This window comes from Chryseobacterium soldanellicola, from assembly GCF_900100115.1.
Lineage (GTDB): Bacteria > Bacteroidota > Bacteroidia > Flavobacteriales > Weeksellaceae > Chryseobacterium > Chryseobacterium soldanellicola.
The window spans coordinates 248,627-270,332 of record NZ_FNKL01000003.1; the positions used below are offsets into that span (position 1 = coordinate 248,627).

18 protein-coding genes are annotated in these 21,706 nt (G+C 34.8%); 9 read left to right on the plus strand and 9 right to left on the minus strand.

Annotation, left to right across the window (positions count from 1 at the left end):
- Positions 1-13: 13 nt before the first annotated feature.
- From BLT04_RS10625 to BLT04_RS10635, 3 genes are all read right to left on the minus strand, one after another.
- The gene (locus tag BLT04_RS10625) at positions 14-877 is read right to left on the minus strand and encodes a DUF58 domain-containing protein (protein WP_089755792.1); all 864 of its coding nucleotides are present in this window, start codon (positions 875-877) and stop codon (positions 14-16) included.
- Positions 878-940: 63 nt separating this feature from the next.
- A complete protein-coding gene (locus tag BLT04_RS10630; RefSeq protein ID WP_089755793.1) occupies positions 941-1,396 on the minus strand; it encodes a GNAT family N-acetyltransferase in 456 nt (151 codons plus the stop codon).
- Between the two features lie 6 nt (positions 1,397-1,402).
- A complete protein-coding gene (locus BLT04_RS10635; protein WP_089755794.1) occupies positions 1,403-2,407 on the minus strand; it encodes an AAA family ATPase in 1,005 nt (334 codons plus the stop codon).
- A 251-nt stretch (positions 2,408-2,658) separates the two neighbouring features.
- Here BLT04_RS10635 and BLT04_RS10640 point away from each other — a divergent pair, with 251 nt between their 5' ends.
- The 6 genes from BLT04_RS10640 (at position 2,659) to BLT04_RS10665 (ending at position 9,339) form a co-directional block, all read left to right on the plus strand.
- Positions 2,659-3,132 carry a DinB family protein gene (locus BLT04_RS10640; protein ID WP_089755795.1) on the plus strand — a complete coding sequence of 158 codons (474 nt, stop codon included), beginning with the start codon at positions 2,659-2,661 and terminating at the stop codon, positions 3,130-3,132.
- Between the two features lie 115 nt (positions 3,133-3,247).
- A complete protein-coding gene (gene rlmB, locus BLT04_RS10645) occupies positions 3,248-4,000 on the plus strand; it encodes a 23S rRNA (guanosine(2251)-2'-O)-methyltransferase RlmB (RefSeq protein ID WP_089755796.1) in 753 nt (250 codons plus the stop codon).
- Between the two features lie 23 nt (positions 4,001-4,023).
- Positions 4,024-5,076, plus strand: a complete 1,053-nt coding sequence (locus tag BLT04_RS10650) for a DUF6263 family protein (protein WP_089755797.1) — start codon at positions 4,024-4,026, stop codon at positions 5,074-5,076.
- Positions 5,077-5,196: 120 nt separating this feature from the next.
- Positions 5,197-5,424 carry a hypothetical protein gene (locus tag BLT04_RS10655; RefSeq protein ID WP_170828466.1) on the plus strand — a complete coding sequence of 76 codons (228 nt, stop codon included), beginning with the start codon at positions 5,197-5,199 and terminating at the stop codon, positions 5,422-5,424.
- 31 nt (positions 5,425-5,455) lie between these two features.
- A complete protein-coding gene (locus tag BLT04_RS10660; RefSeq protein WP_089755799.1) occupies positions 5,456-7,993 on the plus strand; it encodes a YfhO family protein in 2,538 nt (845 codons plus the stop codon).
- 44 nt (positions 7,994-8,037) lie between these two features.
- On the plus strand, positions 8,038-9,339 hold the full coding sequence (locus BLT04_RS10665; protein ID WP_089756411.1) for a glycosyltransferase family protein: 1,302 nt from the start codon (positions 8,038-8,040) through the stop codon (positions 9,337-9,339).
- Here the strand turns inward: BLT04_RS10665 and BLT04_RS10670 are convergent.
- Positions 9,336-9,974 (minus strand): hypothetical protein, encoded by a 639-nt coding sequence (locus tag BLT04_RS10670; protein WP_089755800.1) that lies wholly within the window; start codon positions 9,972-9,974, stop codon positions 9,336-9,338. The two genes, BLT04_RS10665 and BLT04_RS10670, sit on opposite strands and share 4 nt — an antisense overlap.
- Positions 9,975-10,122: 148 nt before the next feature.
- Between BLT04_RS10670 and BLT04_RS10675 the strand changes: the two genes are divergently transcribed.
- Complete coding sequence (locus BLT04_RS10675) at positions 10,123-11,085, plus strand: YpdA family putative bacillithiol disulfide reductase (RefSeq protein WP_089755801.1); 963 nt, start codon at positions 10,123-10,125, stop codon at positions 11,083-11,085.
- Positions 11,086-11,145: 60 nt separating this feature from the next.
- Positions 11,146-12,132, plus strand: a complete 987-nt coding sequence (locus tag BLT04_RS10680) for a S41 family peptidase (RefSeq protein WP_089755802.1) — start codon at positions 11,146-11,148, stop codon at positions 12,130-12,132.
- 9 nt (positions 12,133-12,141) lie between these two features.
- Here BLT04_RS10680 and BLT04_RS10685 read toward each other — a convergent pair whose 3' ends face one another.
- The 5 genes from BLT04_RS10685 to fbp form a co-directional block, all read right to left on the minus strand.
- Positions 12,142-14,172, minus strand: a complete 2,031-nt coding sequence (locus BLT04_RS10685; protein WP_089755803.1) for a TonB-dependent receptor — start codon at positions 14,170-14,172, stop codon at positions 12,142-12,144.
- Positions 14,173-14,463: 291 nt separating this feature from the next.
- Positions 14,464-15,693 carry an MFS transporter gene (locus tag BLT04_RS10695; RefSeq protein WP_394331115.1) on the minus strand — a complete coding sequence of 410 codons (1,230 nt, stop codon included), beginning with the start codon at positions 15,691-15,693 and terminating at the stop codon, positions 14,464-14,466.
- A gap of 215 nt (positions 15,694-15,908) precedes the next feature.
- Positions 15,909-17,582: a glutamine--tRNA ligase/YqeY domain fusion protein gene (locus BLT04_RS10700; protein WP_089755806.1), complete on the minus strand. Its 1,674-nt coding sequence runs from the start codon at positions 17,580-17,582 to the stop codon at positions 15,909-15,911.
- A gap of 540 nt (positions 17,583-18,122) precedes the next feature.
- Positions 18,123-19,127 (minus strand): o-succinylbenzoate synthase, encoded by a 1,005-nt coding sequence (locus BLT04_RS10705; RefSeq protein WP_089755807.1) that lies wholly within the window; start codon positions 19,125-19,127, stop codon positions 18,123-18,125.
- Positions 19,128-20,144: a class 1 fructose-bisphosphatase gene (gene fbp, locus BLT04_RS10710; RefSeq protein ID WP_089755808.1), complete on the minus strand. Its 1,017-nt coding sequence runs from the start codon at positions 20,142-20,144 to the stop codon at positions 19,128-19,130.
- A 312-nt stretch (positions 20,145-20,456) separates the two neighbouring features.
- Here fbp and BLT04_RS10715 point away from each other — a divergent pair, with 312 nt between their 5' ends.
- Complete coding sequence (locus BLT04_RS10715) at positions 20,457-21,695, plus strand: aspartate kinase (protein ID WP_089755809.1); 1,239 nt, start codon at positions 20,457-20,459, stop codon at positions 21,693-21,695.
- Positions 21,696-21,706 lie beyond the last annotated feature (11 nt).

The window sequence follows — 21,706 nt, forward strand, 5'->3', positions numbered from 1 at the left end:
CCGCTCCTATTGATTATTTCTTTTGAAAATAATTATACAATAATCTCGAATAATCTTCGCCAGTGCTGATATTCATAAAACTGGCGGAACTGTTGGCAAAATCTTCTTCAAGGGCTCTCAACTTTTGTTTCTGAGCTTCGGCAAAAGTATATCTCCATCTTGCGCTGGAAGTATTTGCCCAAACCTGTTTTCCTGTTTCGGAATCATATAAAAGTGTGTATCCTACATCGGGAATTTCATTGTCTTTGTCATCAAAAATCCTCATTCCTAACAGCTGATGCTTTTTGGAGGCCACCCTCAACATTTTAGAATCATATTCATCCTCAAAATCCGAAAAAAGGAAAACCAGTGATTTTCTTTTAAAAATCCCCATCATATACTCCATCGCCTTATCAATTTTGGATTCTGCCGGGACGTAATCTGCCGTTAAAATCGTACTGATAATCGACAAAATATGCTTTCTGCCTTTTTGTGGCGGAATTACTTTATAAACCTTATCCGCAAACAAAATCAATCCCACTTTATCATTATTTCCCGCTGCTGAAAACCCTAAACTTGCAGCTATTTCTGCAACATATTCTCTTTTCAGCTGGGTTTTCGTTCCGTAATCCATTGAAGCGGAAATATCAACCAAAATCATCATCGTCAATTCCCTTTCCTCTTCCATCACCTTCACAAAAGGCTCGCGGAAACGGGCTGTTTTATTCCAGTCGATTCTACGGATTACATCGCCGAACTGATACGGGCGAACCTCTGAAAAAGTCATTCCCTGCCCTTTAAAAGCACTGTGATATTGTCCCATCAAAGAAGCTTCCGTCTTCTTTCGGGTACGGATTTCTATCTGTTTGACTTTTTTTACAATATCTTTTATCTGCATGTTTTGTGTTTGAGGGTTTTAGAGTTTGAGTGTTTTTTGAGTATTTGAACTTCCATCTTTTCTTTATTTAAACTCAATCGACACGTTAAACCATTCATCATCAAATTTCGGGCTGTATTTTTTATAAAAATTAATTGCAGGCTCATTCCAATTCAACACCTGAAAAACCATTCCGCTGTATTGATTTGATTTTCCGTGTTCCAATGTGGCTTCAAATAATTTCTTTCCGATTTGCTTTCCTCTCAATTTCTCCGTCACCACCAAATCTTCCAGATACAATCTTCTTCCTTTCCAGGTTGAATATCGGTCATAATATAATGAGATTCCGACGATTTCTCCATTAAATTCCGCTACAAAAGCTCCCCAAACCGGAGATTTTCCGAATCCGTCTTCCATGAATTGCTCTAAAGTTAAGGTAACTTCATGCAAAGCCTTTTCATAGTTGGCCAATTCTTTAATTAACTCCAACATCGCAGCACAATCTTTCCGGACTGCTTTTCTGATTATAATTTCTTCCATTAAAAATTAAGGAGCCTGAATTTTAGCTAAAATTCTGTTGACAATTTCTTCTGATGAAACCTCTTCTGCTTCCGCCTCGAAAGTTAATCCAATTCTGTGTCTCAACACATCTTTCGCCAGCGCTTTTACATCTTCAGGAATCACAAAAGCTCTTCCTCTCAAGAATGCATACGCTCTGGATGCGATCGCCAGGTTGATTGACGCTCTCGGAGAAGCCCCGAAACTGATATAATTTTTAAGCTCTGCAAGTCCGTATCTTTCAGGATAACGGGTTGCAAAAACCATATCCAGAATATATTTTTCGATTTTTTCGTCTAAATAAATCTGATTAATCAATTCTTTAGCCTCAACAATATCCTGTAAAGAAATCACAGGCTTAATTTCCGGTTGATGTGAAGTTGAAACCATTCTCATTACTTTTCTTTCATCCTCAAATTCAGGATAATCGATGGTACATTTCAACATAAAACGGTCGCTCTGAGCTTCCGGTAAAAGATAAGTTCCTTCCTGATCGATCGGGTTTTGCGTTGCCAATACCAAAAACGGTTTTGGAAGTTTCATCGTTTCATCCCCGATTGTAACCTGCTTTTCCTGCATCACTTCCAAAAGAGCCGACTGTACCTTTGCAGGCGCACGGTTGATCTCATCCGCCAATACGAAATTCGCGAAAACCGGACCTTTTTTTATCGAAAAATCATTGTCTTTAATATTGAAGATCATCGTTCCCACCACATCTGCCGGAAGCAAATCTGGGGTAAACTGGATCCTTGAAAAATCACCGTGCACAGCTTCTGCCAAAGTCTTTATCGCTAAAGTTTTTGCCAACCCCGGAACACCCTCCAAAAGGACGTGACCATTCCCCAAAAGGCCTACTAAAAGACGGTCTATCATGTATTCCTGCCCAATAATAACTTTGTTGATTTCCTGTCTCAGAAGAGCAAATAAGTAGTTTTTTTCCTTTACTTTTTCCGTTAATTGACGAATATCTTCTGCTTGATACGTATCTGACATAGCTTAATTTAAAATAATTGGTAAATTTCTAATAAATACTTGCATTAATCAACACAATTAATGCCATTTTTGAGTTAAAGTTTGTTAAATATTCCAGCATTAATGCAAGATTCCGAATAGTATAAACCTTAAAACTCAATAAGATTAGTATTTTTTTTCATAAAAATATATAAAATTTGCTTTAATGTACCTTTCAAAAATTGTCATTTCCAGTTTATTAAACTATTTTTGGTGATTAAAAATTTTGCAAAATGAATTATCATTTTCAAGCTCACAGACAGGTAAGAAAAAACCTTCTGGATATCTTACAAAATACTTCTCATGAAGATCTTTTGCTGATCCCGGATGGTTTTAACAATAATCTTTACTGGAATATTGCGCACACCGTTGCTACACAGCAGCTTTTACATTATTATCTAAGCGGAAACCCTTTCAGAATCGATAAATATTGGATTGAAACCTACAAAAAAGGCACCTTACCCAATCTGAACGTGCAAAAATCAGAAGTTGAAGATCTGGAATTTTTACTGACCGAAACTTCAAAGATTTTAATGAAGGATTATGACAGTGATTTTTTCTCAGATTACACACCCTACACCACAAGTTTCGGGATGGATCTGAAAAGTATTCAAGATGCCATTATCTTTAATAATATGCACGAGAGCTTGCATTACGGTTATGCCATGTCGCAAAAAAGAGCAATTTTAGGAGAAAAAGGAAGATAGTTAAAAATGAATTTTTGCTGCGTAAGTCAATGGTCAAATGTGAATTTTAAAGCACAACCAATTGATTGACAAAGTAAAATTGATATTTGACAAATTCACTATTTAAAATATTAAAATGACAGATAAAAAAGACGATTTTATTTTTGGGCTCCGTCCCGTAATTGAAGCTATTGAAGCAGGAAAAACAATTGACAAGATCTTTGTACAAAATGCATTGCAAGGGGAAATTTATGCAGAATTGAAAGCTATTTTAGCTCAGAATAAAATTCGTCCCAACTATGTTCCGATTGAGAAGCTGAACCGTTTTACGAGAAAAAATCACCAGGGTGTAGTTGCTTTTATTTCGGACGTTCCTTTTCATAGAGTGGAAGATATTGTTCCTCAGCTATTTGAAGAAGGAAAAACTCCGTTTTTATTGATTTTGGACAGATTGACGGACGTTAGAAACTTCGGAGCAATCTGCAGAACAGCAGAATGTGTCGGAATCGACGCCGTTATCATCCCGGAAAAAGGAGGTGCACCTATCAATTCTGATTCTATAAAAACTTCAGCAGGAGCACTTTACAATATTAAAATTTGTAAGGAACCTAATTTAGCGCACGTTGTTGATTACCTTCAGCAAAGCGGAATTTCGGTATTTTCAGCAACAGAAAAAGCTCAAAAATTAATTTATGATGTCAGCTTCACAGAACCTTGCGCGATCGTAATGGGAAATGAAGAAACAGGGATTTCCAAAGAAGTTCTGCATCATTCAGACGAAAAAATAAAACTTCCTATTGAAGGAAAAACACAATCATTAAATGTTTCTGTAGCGTGTGGCGCGATCTTGTATGAAGCAATGAGACAGAAATTAGTGAAAACAAATTAATCGATAACATTAAAATTTAAACAATGAAAAACATAGCAGCATTAGCGCTAATCTCAACCATAGCTTTAGTATCTTGTAATAAGAAAGAAACCACAAAAATCACAAAATTAGACCCGAAAACAGGGAAAACGATTACAGTGGAAGTTCCTGCCGATTCTGTAGCAAAAGTAGCAGAAAATCCTGCAATCAAAGATTCTGCGGGTATTTTTAAACAGACCTTTAAGTTTGAAAAAGGAAAAACATATCCTCTGACAACGTATCAGAGAGATACAAAAACAATGACCGATCCTAAAGGGCAAACCATGAACGGAACGAGTGAATCTACCGACGAAATGTCTTTTACCATGAATGATATTAAAGGAAATGTGTATGATTTAACATTAAATCTTGTCGGAAAAAGAAATTCACAGACCGCTCAGGGAAAAACGGTTATCGTTGATACAAAGCTGCCAATTCCAAAAGAAGATGATCTCAAAATGATCTGGAACATCAATAAAGCATTGACAGGCAACAAATTAAATGTAAAAATGGATACCAAAGGAAATATTATTTCTATTACCGGCTTTGATCCTATTTATGCTAAAGTTTCAACTGCGGTGGGAACTCTTGTGAAAGATGCCAATCAAAAAGCAAGTGTTGTTGCAAGTCTTAAGGAAAGCTTTAATGAAAAAGTTTTAAAAGATCAATTAAGCAAAATCATCACTCTTATTCCTAAAAAAGGAGTAAAAGTAGGTGATAAATGGACAAATTCTGAAAATGCAGATCCAACAGGAAGCATCAAAGTGACTTCAAACTACGTATTGAAAAGCGCAGGAAACGGAATTGTTGAAATCGGGATCTCAGGAGGTATTCCCAAGAAAACCGAAAAGAAAAACCAGGGAGCAATTACTCACAGCTTGAGCAGCGAATTAGCACAAAACGGTACCATAAAATTTGACCAGAATACAGGATGGATTACCAACCAGAATATTAAAGTAGTAACGACACAGATTGAATCAATTTCTGACGGAAAACAGACTCAGTCTATGAAAAGTGTTTCAAATACTGCTGTAATGGTAAATCCTTCAGGAAAATAAATGAAGTAGAAAGAGTTTGAGAATTGGAGCGTTGGAGAGTTTGAGAACGAATAATTTTTAATAACAAACTAGCAACAACCTCAAACCCTAAACTTCGAATTTTAAATAAAATTTATTATTATGAAGTTCATTTTTGAGCTGGTACTTACCGCTATTATTATGTTTTTTGTCTGGAATATTCTTAAAAGGATCTTCTTTAAAACTTTTTACAGTTACAGATTTAACAATAACAACCAGAATAATAAGCAACAGGACCTGCAAAATTCTGAAAAGAATAACAAAAAAATCCATTGGGATGCAGAAACCGTGGATTATGAAGAGGTAAAGGAAACTAAAGACAAAAGGTAATTCCCAGGAAAAAATAAAGATAATAACCAACATGGCGAAAAACAAAAACGCAATTTATATTGCAATTTCATTAGTTGTATTTATAGTTTTAGCATTTTTTTATTCCACTCCTGTCTTTACAGGAAAACAGCTTTTTCAGCATGATATCGTGCAGTACAGAGGAGGCGCAAAAGAACTTCTCGATTACAGAGCCGACACCGGAAAAGAAACGTACTGGAGTGATTCCATGTTTGGAGGAATGCCGACCTATCAGATGGGAAGCCGTTTTGATGGCGATATCATCAAAAAAATCGACAGCTATCTGAATGTTCTTCCAAGGCCTGTCAATTATCTTTTCTTGCTTTTTGCAGGCTTTTTCCTTTTGGGAATGGTTGCCGTCAGAAACTGGAAATATGCTCTTTTGGGAGCTACTTTTTTCGGGCTTTCGACTTATTTTTATATCATTATCGCGGCAGGACACAACGGAAAAGTCAATACCATTGAATATTTCGCACCGCTTTTAGCCGGGATTTTGCTCGTTTATATTCGGAAAAATTACATTTGGGGATTCATTGTCACAACCCTTTTCATGGGATTACAAATAGCGGCAAACCATCCGCAAATGACTTATTATCTGTTCATTGCATTAGGATTTTTATTCTTATCAGAATTAATCAGAGCAATTCAGAAAAAAACGCCAATGAAGCATTTCTTAATTTCTTCGGGAATTATTGCTGCTGCTTGTGTGATCGGAGTCGGGATGAATTCTCAACGAATTATGGCTAATTCCGAGTACATCAAAGAAACCGTTCGTGGAAAACAAATCTTGACCAACGACAGCCATATTTCAGGAGAATCCGGAATGGATAAAGAAAGCATGCTGATGTGGAGCTACGGAAAATTGGAAACCCTTAACTTATTCATCCCCAGATTAATGGGTGGCGGAAGCCAGGAGCCTGAAGGAAAGGAAATGATGAATAAAATTCAGGAATTAGTTCAGGAAAATGTAACTTCTCAAGCTGAAATGGACAGAGTTACAAAAGGCTTTGGATCAGTGACTTATTGGGGTGATCAGCCGGGAACTTCAGGACCTGCTTATCAGGGCGCCATTGTCTGTTTCTTAGCCTTTTTAGGATTCTTTTTTGGATGGAAAAAATACCGTTACTGGATTTTAGGAGCATCAATTTTAACTGTTTTATTGGCTTGGGGAAGTAATTTTATGCCTTTATCAGACTTTTTCATTGATTTTGTTCCGTTCTACAACAAATTCCGTGCGCCGTCTTCTATTTTGGTTGTGGTGGAGTTATTATTCCCTTTAATTGCGATTATCGGGTTATACAGATTTTTCACAGACGAAAAATTAACACAGGAATACAAACAGAAAATTCTCTTGTATGTAAGTGGCGGAACGCTAGGTTTATTATTAATTCTTTTAGTTTTCGGGAAATCTTTACTAGGCTTCCATACAGAAAACGAAAAAACATACTTACCTCCTTTCTTATTGGATTATCTGGTGGATGAAAGGTTTAAACTATTTAGAATCGATGCCTTAAAAGCATTCCTCTATGTTGCAATTGCTGCGGGAGCTTTATTCATGGCTTTAAAACAAAAACTAAGTCAGAATATTGCTTTAATTATCATTGGAGCTGTAAGTTTATTCGATCTTTGGTCTGTAAACAAGCGATATTTAAATGATGAAAATTACGTTGATAAGATCTTTGCTGAAAATCCTTTTCAAACGGAAAGTTCGGATTTATTGGCTGATAAAGTGCAGGGAAATCCAAATTTAGAATCGATTTTATCAAGTGTAAATGTTAATAAAACCCTTGAAACCATCGCTGAAAGAGACAAAACTCATTATAGAATTTTCAACAATGTTTTAGGGACATTCAGTGAAACAAATACATCCTATTTCAAATCTTCGATCGGTGGTTATCATGCCGTAAAACTGAGAAGATACGATGATGTGATCAATGAATATTTCCAGACCATGGATTCTGTAAGAGTTCCGAAAGTTCTAAGCCTTTTAAATACAAAATATCTGGTTCTTGGCGGGCCGGAGCAGCCACAAGCCATTCCAAATCCAAGAGCAAACGGAAATGCGTGGTTTATAAGTGATTTAAAATTTGTAAATACTCCAAACGAAGAAATTAAATCTATCGGAGTAATCGATAGTAAAAAAACAGCTGTAATTGCAGCTTCTGATAAAAATTATTTTAATACAAAACCTGTTCAGGCAGATCCTACGGCATTTATCAAATTAACAAAATATCAGCCCAACGAGCTTGAGTTCAAATCTGAATCTAAAACTCCGCAACTGGCAGTTTTCTCTGAAATTTACTATCCTCACGGCTGGAAAATGTTTATTGATGAAAAAGAAGTTCCGTACATCAAAGCAGATTATTTGCTTCGCGCAGTACACGTTCCTGCCGGAAAACATAATATCAGAATGATTTTCGAACCGGAAGTTATCGAAACAGGAAAATGGATTTCTCTTCTTTGCTTCGGATTATTTATTTTATTAAGTGGTTTCGGAATTTTCTGGATGAATAAAAACAAGAAGAAGGAAATTTTAATTGAAAAAGCTTAAACTTCGCATTGTCATTCAGAATGACAAAAAGAATTCATAAGTTAATGGAACAAAAAAAAATATTGATCATCACCTATTACTGGCCTCCTGCGGGAGGTCCCGGTGTTCAGAGATGGTTAAAATTTGCAAAATATTTACCTGAATTCGGCTGGAAACCTATTATTTTTACGCCTGAAAATCCGAGTTATCCTTTGTTGGATGAAAGCCTGCTGAAAGATGTTCCTGAAAACTTGGAAATTATTAAAACAAAGATCTGGGAACCTTATCAATTGGCTGAAAAGCTTAATAAAAGCAATAAAAAATTCAAAGCCGGACAGTTTGATGTCGGCAAAAACCAAAGCTGGAAATCCAAGCTTTCGATTTGGGTAAGAGGAAACTTTTTCATTCCTGATGCCCGGATTTTTTGGGTAAAACCTTCGACAAAATTTTTAGAACAATATTTAAAAGAAAATAAAATTGATGTTTTGGTGACTTCCGGTCCGCCACACTCTCTGCATTTGATTGGTTTAAAATTAAAAAAGAAGCTTCCGAATCTAAAATGGATCGCTGATTTTCGTGATCCATGGACAGAAATTTCTTACTATAACCATTTAAAACTAACCAAAAATTCAGACAAAAAGCACCGCCAATTAGAAAGCGATGTTTTCAAAAATGCAGACATTACATTGGCAACAAGTTATACAGACGCTGAAAATTTCCGCAAAAAAGGAGCGAACGCAGTTTGTATCACGAACGGTTTTGATGAAACAGACGCTTCTCAAATCCTCAAACCCTCAAATTCTCAGACTCTCAAACAAAAATTTACATTGAGTTATATCGGTGTTTTAGAGCAACTCCGAAATCCCGAAAATCTTTGGAAAACGCTCGATAATTTAGTGAATATAAATTCAGATTTTGCTGAAAATTTTACATTAAAGTTTGCGGGAAGAATTGATGATAAAATTTTACACTCAATTGAAAATTCCGGTTTAAAAAATCATGTTCTTAATTTAGGTTATATTTCACATGACAAAGCAATCAGTGAAATGGCAAAATCTTCGCTTTTATTAATAACCAACTTCCCTAATGAATCATCAAAAGGGATTATTCCCGGAAAAATATTTGAATATTTGGCCACCGGAAAGCAAATTATTTCGTTTGGCCCAAATGAAGCCGATGTCTCTTCAATTTTAAATGAAACCAATGCAGGAAAGCATTTCAGTTATGATGATTCCGAAAGCATCAAAAATTTCATTTTAGAAAAATTTGAATTGTGGAAAAATGGAGATCTTCTTGAAAACACTCAAAATATAGAACAATTTTCAAGAAGAAATTTGACAAAAAAATTGACTGAGATTTTAGGCTAAATTGTCCACTGGTCATTAATAACACCAACCAGATAATATTTCCCCTGAAACTCTTCAAAAACCAATCGAAGACACTTCCAATCCATTTCGGCATTGGCTTGTGAACCTTTGATAAAATTTTCTGTGAAATCTGCTTTAGGATAAATTTCCTTTAAATTATTCAATGAATTTCCCTTTCCCTGGAATTTATTGAATGAAAACTGTCCAGTTACAAAATCTTTTGAATACACCCATTTGGTAAAATAATCGTCAATTGTCGCTTTATACAAATCTCCGGAACCATCCATCGTTCCCCAGGTGAAAATTGTTTTTGTCGGCTGGTATTTATCAAAATCAGCTTTTGAAAAATGCTTATCTTCCTTTGGATCTACAAAGGCATACATTGAAAACCGAACTCCTTTTTCAGGATGAATAAATTGTGCAAATTGTTTATAATCATGATTTTTTAAGGTGTTTAAAATATCATCATTAGCTTTTTTTATGCTTTCTTCTTTGCTTATTTTTATCTGATCAGGATATGGTTCTTTTACATTGGTTTGGGCTGTAGAATCAGTTTTTTTGTCATTATTTTTGCTGGGTTCTTTAGTACATCCCACCAAACTTACAATGAATACTGAAAGAAATAATTTTTTCATTTTTTAATATTAATTGAATTAAACGACAAAACTGATGCCATTTTTGAATGTGAGCGTTTGAGGTTTGAAATGGGGCTTAATTTTGATAAATATAGTTTGCTTAAAGCCTGAAGTCTTTTAAATTACTGCTTTTTTGTACATTTGCTCTATGAAAATTCTGGATATTCTCATTGTCGGAGCCGGGCCAATAGGACTGAATTGTGCCCTTGCAGCTAAAAAAAATAACCTTACATATTTGATTATAGAAAAAGGAACCATCGTCAATTCTTTATATAATTATCCTTTATATATGCGTTTTTTTTCAACGGCAGAAAAATTAGAAATCGATGAAATTCCGTTCATCTCAACTGCTCCAAAACCAGGCAGACAAGAAGCTTTGGAGTATTATCAGGGAATCGCCAGACAGAAAAGCATCAACATTAATCTTTATGAAAAGGTCTTAAAAGTTTCAAAAGAAAATGATGTATTTGAAGTTGAAACCTCAAAAGGAAAATATTTCGCTAAAAACGTAATCATATCAACAGGATTCTATGATATTCCAAATACGATGAATATTCCGGGAGAAAATCTGGAAAAAGTAAAACATTATTATACAGAGCCCTATCCATATGCAAAACAGAAAATTGTGGTCGTTGGCTCGAGTAATTCAGCGGTAGATGCCGCATTGGAAACTTATAGAAAAGGAGCTCAAGTTACGATGATCGTACGCCATTCTGAAATATCAAAAAGTGTGAAATATTGGGTAAAACCTGACATCGAAAACCGGATCGAAGAAGGAAGTATTGCAGTGCATTTTAATTCTGAAATTATCGAAATCAAAGAAAAAACAGTCATTTTCAAAGATGAAAACGGACAAATCCAGGAAATTGACAATGATTTTGTTTTGGCTATGACTGGCTATCTTCCCGATTTTGATTTTTTGAAAAACTCGGGAATTGAACTGCAGGGAGAATGCTTAAATCCGTTGTACAATCCTGAAACGATGGAAACTAACGTTGAGAATCTTTATTTGGCTGGGGTTGTCTGTGGTGGAAAAGACACCCACCTTTGGTTTATTGAGAACTCTAGAATTCATGCGGAAATGATTATAAAAAATATTCTTTCTAAATAATTATTTCATTAAAAAAATTTACAATATAAGTCACTACTTTTGAGGAATTAAATTTCCAATATGAAAAAACTTTCAATCATCTTAACTTTAATGACTACAATGAGTGTTTCGGCTCAGGTGGACAGTATTAAGGTCTACGTTACCAATGCATTGAATATCATGAAAGATAAATCTGTAAATAAAGCAAAGGTAAATTGGAAGGAAATTTATGACAAAACATTACGTGAATCTTCAAAAGCAAAAACAATTAAGGAAACTTATCCTGTTATAAAAGACGCATTACATTCATTACAAGACGCCCATTCTAATTTTTATCCTGAAGATGTAGTAAGAGCGTACACAATGGGTTACAAGGCAACCGGTCAAGAATTTCCGGTAATAAAAAGTGAGCTTTTAAAAAACAATTATGCCTATATCAGTTTACCAAACATCGGATCGTTTAACAATGATGACTGGAATTTGTATATAGATACTTTTTATTCGAAGGTCAATGAACTACAAAAACACAAACTAAAAGGCTGGATTATTGATCTGAGAGAAAATTTTGGTGGAATGCTTTATCCGATGTACGCCGCAATTGCTCCGTTTTTAGATAAGAAAAATGTCGTCGGAACTAAGGATGCAGAAGGAAAAATTACCTATTTTAATTATGAAAACGGTAAATTTTACGAAGGCTCACAGGTAACTCAGCAATTTCAGTTAACGCAAAAAAATCCAAAACAGACAGAAAAACCAGTTGCCATATTGGTAAATAAAGTAACCGGCAGTTCCGCAGAATTTATTGCAGCAGCTTTTGTCGGTCAAAAAAATGTAAAATTAATTGGTGTAAATACGCAGGGTTTAACTTCAGGGAATCAAGAATATAAGCTGTCGGACGGATCTTTTCTTGTTCTAACGATCGGAAATATCGTTGACAGAACCGGAAAGGAATATGCTAAAATCGGCGAGGGTATTTTCCCAAATATCAAGGTAGAAAAATCAAGCGACGAAGGAAAAACCAACGAGGAATATTTGAATAAAGCTTTTAAATATATTGATGGCAAATAATCAGCAAATTTAAAAATCAATCTTTACACCAAAAATAAAATTCCGTTTTGCAGCCGGATTGTAAAAACGGTTTCCAAAAGCATTGATATCAAAGCCTAAAACGTAATCTGTATTGTACAAATTCTGAATTTGCAGATATAAATTCAGTCTCGTTTTTTCAAAATCTATAGGAAATCTGAATTGAATATTTCCTACAAAACTTGATTCCGACCAAACGGAATTGGCATCATTCAAAGGCATTTTTGAGGTATAAAAATGGTAATAATCAACGGAAAGCTTTTTAAAGAAAGTAAAATTTAATAAACTATTTATTGTTGTTCGTGGAACTCCGGTTAAATCGTTTCCGGAAAAATCATTGTTGTCTTGTTTATAATTTTCAAATTTAAACTGATAAAAACTTCCGGAAAATCTGAATCTGAAATTACTGAAAACATTATTTTTAAAGTTAAAATTCTTAGATTCCAAAAGAACTTCAACGCCTTTTTGAACTGTTTCACCCGAGTTTACAAAATACTCCTGTCCTGCTTCATTTTGCCTTCTGACAATCGCGTCTTGCATTCGAAAATCAAAATAACTTCCTTCTACAAAAATAGAGTTTCCAAATTGTTTTCTGATTCCAATTTCTTTATTCCAACCATATTCGGGAACAAGATTTACATTAAATTGTTGATTAGAAGAACGAATTTCTTCGTTGGTCGGAGCAGAATTTCCTTTTCCGATCTTTCCTCTGATTGAAAATCCTTTTGCAAAAAGATAAGTCACTCCAAAATTGGGAAGCCATTGATTTTTAAACTTAACATTTCCATTTTCAGAAGTCGGGAAAAGTCTTTCAAATTTATAAGAATTGGAATTTAAGCTGATAGAAACATCTGTAAATAATTTTTCGTTAAAATTTAATTTTTGCGAAAGAAAATAAAATCCTGAAGTATTTTTAATCTGGTCAAAATTCTGTGGATTCCCTTCAATCCCTTTGTTGTTATCATAGTTTTTAATCAAAATATCATTGATTCCGCCCTCAAAACCAAATCTGTAAGCTAATGAAACATTACTCCAGCTTTTCTCATAATTAAAATGAGTTCGTAATACAAAATTCTTTTCAAAACGGTTTTCAAAATTGGTAATAAAAGGATTTTCAAAGTCAACATACGAGCCTTGAACTAAAAGAAAATGTGAGAAAGTCGGACTGATCGTAAACTCATGTGAAAGTCCGGCAAGAATCATTTTATTTTGAATTCCTGCGTTTTGCTCTTTTGCGCCGGGAAGTGTTGCTGTTCCTGGCCTGGCTTGTTTTCTATTGGCTTGCATCTGCTCAAACGTCAACCCGCCCGGAGTTTCATAACCAAGATCAGAATACAACAGCATGGCTTTCAAAATAGCTTTTTTTGAATATTGAAAATCGTCTTTAATAAAAATCTGCTTTCTTTCAACAGCAGACTGCTCTCTGTAAGAATCGGTTCGATAATAATTCTGAAAAATCTCAACAAAATGTTTTTCCAATTGTTTCGAAATATCAAAACTCTGATTAAAAATTCCATAGCTTCCGATGGCAAGATTAGCAGATAAATTCTCGGAATCTTTCGTTTTAAGAAGAAGCGTTCCACCCGTTACTGCGCCGTAATCGCCACTTTCTGGACCTTTATAAACTTCAATTTTATGAATTAATTCGGGAGAAATAAGATTGAAATAGATATTTCCTGAAGCATCCGACAAAATAAAATCATCCAGATAAACCTTCACATTCCTGACACCAAAAGGTGATCTCAACGTGCTTCCACGAAGGGAAATCCTGTAACTTCCGGGAGAACGTTCTTCCATTCGGGCTCCTGCAATTTGATTAATGGATTCTAACATTCTTTCCGGTGTATTTTGATTCAATAAATTTTCAGAAACCACCGAAACTGACTTTGTAGAAGCCATAAAAGGCGTTGATTTTTTATAGGCATCAATCCTAACTTCCGAAATCAATGTCGCGGAATCTTTCTTTTGTGAAAAGAAAAATGAAACGGAAAATAAGGAAAGTAGAAAATATATTTTTGTCATTGAATAGTTGATAGCAAAAATTATTCTTTTCTTATTTAATTTAAGGCTAAAGTTTTGTAAATGGTTGTTTTTTAATGAAAATATTCCCTTGTCAAGGTTCAAACCCTCGACAAGGGAATATTTTTGTGGCCCTCTTTTGCGTGAGGGATGCGGCGGGCGGCGACGAAGGAGCCGGTGCGAGTGAGGAACGAACGAGTACGGAAGCGAAGCGGACCCCAAAGCAGCCCGGTCCTAGAGATTTGTGGAATGGACCGGAGCTGGCAAATCTCTAGGACACGCCCCAATAAATAATTATGCTTCTTCTTTCTTATCATCAATCATCCACGGAACGATAAAGTAAAAAGCAACGGCAATAATCGTCGCCAGAACTCCTGTTCCGATCCACAAGGCATTAAACCCGAATTTTTCAGCCAATAAAGTCCCTAAGTATGGCGTAATAATAAATGCCGCGGAAAAAGAAATCCCGTTCAGTCCCATGTAAGCTCCTTTATTGTTTTGTCCGGAACGTTTTGCAGTGATGGTCGACATGAAAGGAAGTGTCCAGATTTCTCCGATACAAAGTAATGTCATTGAAATAATCAGCCCGAGTATGCTGTAATCAAAAGCCATCATCGCATACGAAAATCCGCAAATGAAAGTCCCTAAAAGCATGGTAAAAGCCAGATTAAAATATTTTTCTGCAATCTGTACAAAGCCCATTTCGAGCAATACGATAAGAAAACCGCTGTATCCTAAAATATAGCCTATATTTTCCTGACTCAACTTCGCAACATCTTTATAAAATATCGTCAAAGTGCTGAATAGCTGAAAAAAACACATCGAAAATAGCAAACAAAAGAAACAGTAAATCAAGAATTTACCATCCCGGTAAGGCGAATTTTCTTTTCTTACTTCAATCGCTTCTTTTACTTTTGTGATTTTTATTTTTGCTAATTTATTTCGTTTGTAAAAGAAAGAAATGTACAATATCCCAGCGAGTAAAGCCGCTAAAGCATTACTGTAAAACAAAAAATTGTAGGAAATTGCAGATAAAATTCCACCCAACGCAGGGCCAATGGAGAATCCCAAATTGACCGCCATACGATTTAATGAAAATGCCCTTGTAATATTTTCCGGTTTTGCATATTTTGTGATCGCCACCGAATTGGCAGGACGAAAAGTGTCACTCACAATACTTTGCAGTAAAATTATACTTGCAACTCCAATTTCTGTTTTAAAGACCGGAATTAAGCAAAATAAAGGCACACTCAATAACAAGCTCATATACTGAACTTTATATTCTCCAATTTTATCCGTAATAAAACCTCCCAGCCAGGATCCGATTACAGAACCGATCCCGAAAAAGCTTAAAACAATTCCTGTATTTTCTATGCTGAAATGTAAATGATTCGTCATATAAACTCCCAAAAACGGAAGCACCATCGAACCCGCCCGATTGATGAGCATTACCAACGCGAGCATCCAACTTTCCTGGGAAAGTCCTTTGAATGAATTGGTATATATTTTTATTATTTTCACAATTTCTTATGTTTTAATTAATATTTTTTAGATAGGATTTCATCCTATTCTTCGTTAAATCGTCCCTTCGGGACTCTTTGAGTTAAGCTCGCAAAGTGTTTCACTCAGCAAGACCTTACTACCAAGAGATTGCTTCGTCGCTTCGCTCCTCGCAATGACATAAAAAAACAGAGCTTAAAAATTAAGCCCTGTTTCATTTATAATGATATAAATAAATTTTACTCCGGCTTATAAGAGTCTTTTAAAGTCACAGTACGGTTAAATACATAATTTGTATCTGTAGAATCCTGATCTTTGGTGAAATAACCAATTCTCTGGAATTGAAGCGGCTCTCCAACAGCAACATCCTTTAAACCAGGCTCACCAAATCCTTGAATCGTAGAAATAGATTCCGGATTGATGAAGTTTAAGAAATCTACATCTTTCTCAGCATCAGGCTGTTCCACAGTGAATAATTTCTCGTAATTTCTTACTTCCACAGGAATTGCATGTTTTGCAGAAACCCAGTGAATAGTACCTTTTACTTTTCTTAAACTTTCCTCAGTTCCACTTCCAGACTTAGATTTTTCGTCATAAGTCGCATAAATGGTGGTAATTTCTCCGTTTTCGTCCTTTTCAACTCTTTCACCTTTAATGATGTAAGCAGATTTTAAACGGACTTCGCCTCCTAATTTCAGTCTAAAGAACTTGTTACCAGCTTCTTCCTTGAAATCTTCACGCTCAATATACAATTCTCTTGAAAATGGAATTTGTCTTGTTCCTGCATTTTCCTGTTCAGGATTATTCTCGGTTTCAAGCCATTCTTCCTGACCTTCAGGATAGTTTTCAATGACTAATTTAATAGGATCTACAACCGCCATGACACGTTTTGCAACCTTATTCAGGTCTTCACGGACACAGAAATCCAACAACTGAATTTCAATTAAATTTTCTCTTTTTGCAACGCCAACTTTATCTATAAAATTTCTGATAGAAGCAGGTGTATAGCCTTTTCTTCTCATTCCGGAAATCGTAGGCATTCTTGGATCATCCCATCCGTTGACTACATTTTCAGCGATCAGCCTTTGCAGTTTTCTTTTGGAAGTGATCATGTAAGAAACATTCATCCTGGCGAATTCTCTTTGCTTGTTTTTAACCCTTCCTTCTTCATATACTTGGTCTAAATACCAGTTATATAATGGTCTGTGGTTTTCAAACTCTAAAGAGCAAAGCGAGTGCGAAATTTGTTCAATATAATCAGATTCACCGTGTGCCCAGTCGTACATCGGATAAATTTTCCATGTTGTTCCTGTTCTGTGGTGAGGTCTTTTTAAAATTCTGTACATCACAGGGTCACGCATATTCATATTAGGTGAAACCATATCGATTTTTGCGCGAAGAGACATTGAACCTTCTTCAAACTCACCATTTTTCATCCTTTCAAATAAGTCTAAAGACTCTTCAACAGGACGATTTCTAAATGGAGATTCAATTCCCGGTTCTGTAGGATTTTTTCTTTGCTCAGTAATGACCTCCGACGGCTGCTCATCTACATAAGCTTTTCCTTCTTTAATCAGCTGAACAGCCCAATCATAAAGCTGCTGGAAGTAATCGGATGCATACAAGACTTTATCCCATTTAAAGCCCAGCCATTCAACGTCTTTCATAATAGAATCTACGAATTCCTGCTCTTCTTTTTCAGGATTCGTATCGTCGAAACGAAGGTTTACGGGAGCATTGTATTTTTCACCCAAACCGAAGTTGATGCAGATCGCTTTTGTGTGACCTACATGCAGATAACCGTTTGGTTCAGGCGGAAAACGGAAACGGATCTGTTCTCTTTTCAGACCGTTTGCCAAATCATCTTCGATAATTTGCTCAATAAAATTGAGTGATTTTTTTTCTTCTTCCATTAAAATTCGCTTTAAGATGTCGAATAATACGACAATTTGCAAATTTAGGAAATTTTAAGGGTTTACGGAAATTATAATTTAAAACTATAATTATTAATAATTCAATATTTTTCTTAATTTAGGAATAATCTATCCTTTCTCAAAAATCGATCTGCTAATCAAATTAAATTGATGTTGAAACCATAAAGGATTTGGCTCAGAGTTAAGCGCTAAATTTCAAATTTATATGGTATAAATAAAAATTTTAATGCTAATAGACTAAAAAATAATGAAAATATTTTCGCAATTACCTTATAATAAAATAAATTATTTAACAATATGAAAAAAATCATGAAATAGATCAAAAGGCTCCATATATTATGGCACAGAGATTGTAAAAATTTTAAAGTAAAGAAACACTAAATTTTATATCATGAAGAAAGTTAAAAGAAAGTTTTCTTATTTAATAGAGTATATTAAGAAAGTAATTTTCGTAAAGGATGTGATTTAACTAACTGATTATTAATTACAAAACATTGATTATCCGAATATAAAACTACATTATCTTTTAAAGAACAAACGCTCGCCCTGCAGATCCAACCGGCTGTCAAAGTTATTGGTAAACAAATTTCCTGTGCCTAAACCTTGAGGCATTTTATTATTTTTTGTAAATGTATATTGAGCAATTGCATTCAATCCTATATTACTTTCTAAAGCAGAAGTGATCCACCAGCCTATGTTTTGCTCCTGAGCAAGAGAAATCCATTCATCTGAACCTGTAAAACCTCCTACCAAAGATGGTTTTAAGATGATATATTGAGGTTGTATTGTTTCTAAAAGCTTTTTCTTTTCATTACAATCAATAATTCCGATTAATTCTTCATCTAAAGCAATTGGAGTCGGAGTTTGGACACATAATTCAGCCATATCATGCCAATTTCCTGCTTTAATGGGCTGCTCGATCGAATGAATTGACAAATCTGCCAATTGCTGCAACACAATTTTTGCATCTTCTTTATTAAAACCTCCGTTGGCGTCAACCCGAAGCTCCAATTGATCTTTTGAGAATTTTTCTCTCAACTTTTGAAGAACTTCATGCTCAGATTTCCAGTCGACACCGATTTTTAATTTAATACAATGAAAACCTTTCTCCAATTTTTCGTGAATCTGTTCTTCCATATAACCAATATCGCCCATCCAGATTAAACCATTGATGATAATTGGAGTTTGACCATTTGTAAATTCGCTCGGAAAATAAAGATTTTCACCGTGTTTTAAATTCAAAACGGCCTGTTCGTACCCCAGCCAAATTGATGGAAATTCTTTTAATTCTTTCTTTAAAAATTCATAATCCTGTTGAATATTTTCACAAAGCCATTGTAGCTTTTCTTCATAATCGGGTCTATCATCAAAGCTTAATCCTCTGAAAACTGCACATTCTCCTATTCCTTTTTTTTCGCCTTCAGAAATTTCAAGAATAAAAGTTTCTTTATCAAGCAAAACGCCGCGAGATGTTCCACTCGGGCGTTTAAATTGTAATAAATATTTAGAATATTCTGCTTTCATTTATTTTACACTATCGATTCGCATAAATTCTTCTGCTTTTTCCACCATATCGACACTTCCGCAGAAAAACGGAATTCTTTGATGTAATTCTGTAGGTTCAATCTCCAAAATTCTTCTGAAACCGTCGGTTGCTTTTCCACCAGCCTGCTCAGCCAAAAATGCCATCGGATTACATTCGTATAATAATCTTAATTTACCATTTGGAGATTGTGAATAGGAAGGATAAATATAAATTCCACCTTTTAGCATATTCCGATGAAAATCAGCAACTAACGAACCAATATATCTTGAAGTATAAGGTCTGTCACCTTCTTCCATCTGGCAATATTTAAGATAATTTTTAACTCCCTGAGGGAATTTTATATAATTTCCTTCGTTGATAGAATAAATTTTACCCGTTCTCGGAAATGTCATATTCGGGTGGGAAAGATAGTAAGTACCTAAAGACGGGTCAAGCGTAAAACCGTTTACTCCATTTCCTGTCGTATAAACAATCATGGTTGATGAACCGTAAATAACATATCCCGCCGCAATCTGATTAACTCCTTTCTGTAAAAAATCTTCAAGCTGAACAGGAGTTCCCGGTTCAGTGACTCTTCTGTAAATGGAGAAAATTGTACCTACAGAAACATTGACGTCAATATTTGAAGAACCGTCCAGGGGATCAATTAATACAACATATTTGCTCAAATGCCCGTTTTCGCCGCATTTAATGTCAATAAAATCATCATTTTCCTCAGAAGCGATACCACAAACGACTTCTCTTTGCGATAATGCTGTAATAAAAATTTCATTGGCGATTACATCAAGCTTCTGCTGCTCTTCCCCCTGAATATTTTCATTCCCTGCTTTTCCGATGATATCTGCAATTCCGGCCTTATTTACTTCCCTGTTTACTACTTTTGAAGCCAGTCTTATCGCACTCAGAAGACGTGAAAATTCACCTGTAGAATATTGAAAATCGTCCTGCTTATCAATAAGAAACTCTCCTAAAGTCTGTAATGGTTGATCTGACATATTTTTCTTTTTACGTTTTGCTCAAATTTCGTAAAATTTATTACATTTTAAAGAATTTTCTGTTAAAAGACCTTAGCACCTATTAATCAATATTATACAAGATTATTTTAAGAATTTACCTAAAATTTTATCATTAAATTTTCCCCAATTTGTTACGGCAATCTGAATATCTGACACCTTTTTTTGATTTTAATAAAATCTTAAGCCCTCCAAATTAACAGGCTCTTTCATATCTCGTTGTAAATTTATAATTTTGACACCCGTAAAAAACTCATATAATTTTTATCTAACAATTTTATTTTTAACAATTTAATGAAAATTTTCAAGTTTGGTGGAGCATCAGTAAAAGATGCTGAAAGCGTAAAAAATGTGTCTATGGTTTTAAAAAGCCAGGGATTTGCCAAATGTTTGCTGGTGATTTCAGCGATGGGCAAAACGACTAATGAATTGGAAAAGGTTGTAGAACTTTATTTCAAGAAGGATAATTACCAAACAGAAATTGAAAAGATAAAACGAAAACACATCGAAATTGCAGAAGGCTTATTTCCTGAAAATCATGCGGTTTTTGCAGAAATCAACTTATTTTTCGATGATGTTGATTCATTTTTAAGAAGAAATAAATCTCCGAATTACAATTTTGTGTACGATCAGGTGGTAAGTTCCGGTGAAATGATTTCTACTAAAATTTTAAGTGAATATTTAAACGAGATCCAATTTACCAATCAATGGCTTGATGCCAGAGATTATATAAAAACGGATAATTCTTACAGAGACGGTAATGTAGACTGGAAAAAAACGGAAGAATTTATCTCTCATCTGAATACTGAAATTTGCTACGTAACGCAAGGTTTTATCGGTTCTGATGAAAATAATTTCACAGTAACGCTGGGAAGAGAAGGTTCGGATTATTCTGCCGCGATTTTCGCTTATTGCTTAAATGCAGAGGCCATGACGATCTGGAAAGATGTTCCGGGCGTGATGACAGGTGACCCGAGAAAATTCAAGGATGTGACACTTCTTTCAAATATTTCTTATGAAGAGGCGATCGAAATGGCGTATTACGGAGCCAGTGTAATTCATCCGAAAACATTGCAGCCATTACAGCAAAAAAACATTCCTTTTTATGTAAAATCTTTCGTGGATCCTACAAAAGGTGGAACAAAAGTAGGTGCTTCAGAGAAAAATCAGAGCGAAGAGTCTTATATTTTAAAAGAAAATCAAACGCTGCTTAAAATCTCAACAAGAGACTTTTCTTTCATCGCGGAAGATCATATGAGTCTGATTTTCGGATATTTATCTAAATACAAAATTAAAGTTTCCCTGATGCAGAATTCTGCAATTTCATTAGCTTTATGTCTGGAAGATAAATTTAGTACAGTAGATGATTTGAATGAAGAATTACAAAAAGTATTTAAAACAGAAGTTGTAAAAAATGTATCTTTATTTACGGTAAGAAATGCGAAAATGGAGAACATTGATAAATTTTACCAGGAAAAAAGTGTATTATTGGAACAGATTTCAAAGAATACGCTTCAAATGGTAACACAATAAAACTAATTGCG

Bases quoted from the DNA above. Each gene is read 5' to 3' on its own strand.
- BLT04_RS10670 (WP_089755800.1), bottom strand. From the start codon at position 9,974: ATGAAAAAATTATTTCTTTCAGTATTCATTGTAAGTTTGGTGGGATGT.
- BLT04_RS10640 (WP_089755795.1), top strand. From the start codon at position 2,659: ATGAATTATCATTTTCAAGCTCACAGACAGGTAAGAAAAAACCTTCTG.
- BLT04_RS10665 (WP_089756411.1), top strand. From the start codon at position 8,038: ATGGAACAAAAAAAAATATTGATCATCACCTATTACTGGCCTCCTGCG.
- BLT04_RS10660 (WP_089755799.1), top strand. From the start codon at position 5,456: ATGGCGAAAAACAAAAACGCAATTTATATTGCAATTTCATTAGTTGTA.
- BLT04_RS10630 (WP_089755793.1), bottom strand. From the start codon at position 1,396: ATGGAAGAAATTATAATCAGAAAAGCAGTCCGGAAAGATTGTGCTGCG.
- BLT04_RS10685 (WP_089755803.1), bottom strand. From the start codon at position 14,172: ATGACAAAAATATATTTTCTACTTTCCTTATTTTCCGTTTCATTTTTC.
- BLT04_RS10715 (WP_089755809.1), top strand. From the start codon at position 20,457: ATGAAAATTTTCAAGTTTGGTGGAGCATCAGTAAAAGATGCTGAAAGC.
- rlmB (WP_089755796.1), top strand. From the start codon at position 3,248: ATGACAGATAAAAAAGACGATTTTATTTTTGGGCTCCGTCCCGTAATT.
- BLT04_RS10650 (WP_089755797.1), top strand. From the start codon at position 4,024: ATGAAAAACATAGCAGCATTAGCGCTAATCTCAACCATAGCTTTAGTA.
- BLT04_RS10705 (WP_089755807.1), bottom strand. From the start codon at position 19,127: ATGAAAGCAGAATATTCTAAATATTTATTACAATTTAAACGCCCGAGT.
- fbp (WP_089755808.1), bottom strand. From the start codon at position 20,144: ATGTCAGATCAACCATTACAGACTTTAGGAGAGTTTCTTATTGATAAG.
- BLT04_RS10700 (WP_089755806.1), bottom strand. From the start codon at position 17,582: ATGGAAGAAGAAAAAAAATCACTCAATTTTATTGAGCAAATTATCGAA.
- BLT04_RS10675 (WP_089755801.1), top strand. From the start codon at position 10,123: ATGAAAATTCTGGATATTCTCATTGTCGGAGCCGGGCCAATAGGACTG.
- BLT04_RS10655 (WP_170828466.1), top strand. From the start codon at position 5,197: ATGAAGTTCATTTTTGAGCTGGTACTTACCGCTATTATTATGTTTTTT.
- BLT04_RS10625 (WP_089755792.1), bottom strand. From the start codon at position 877: ATGCAGATAAAAGATATTGTAAAAAAAGTCAAACAGATAGAAATCCGT.
- BLT04_RS10680 (WP_089755802.1), top strand. From the start codon at position 11,146: ATGAAAAAACTTTCAATCATCTTAACTTTAATGACTACAATGAGTGTT.
- BLT04_RS10635 (WP_089755794.1), bottom strand. From the start codon at position 2,407: ATGTCAGATACGTATCAAGCAGAAGATATTCGTCAATTAACGGAAAAA.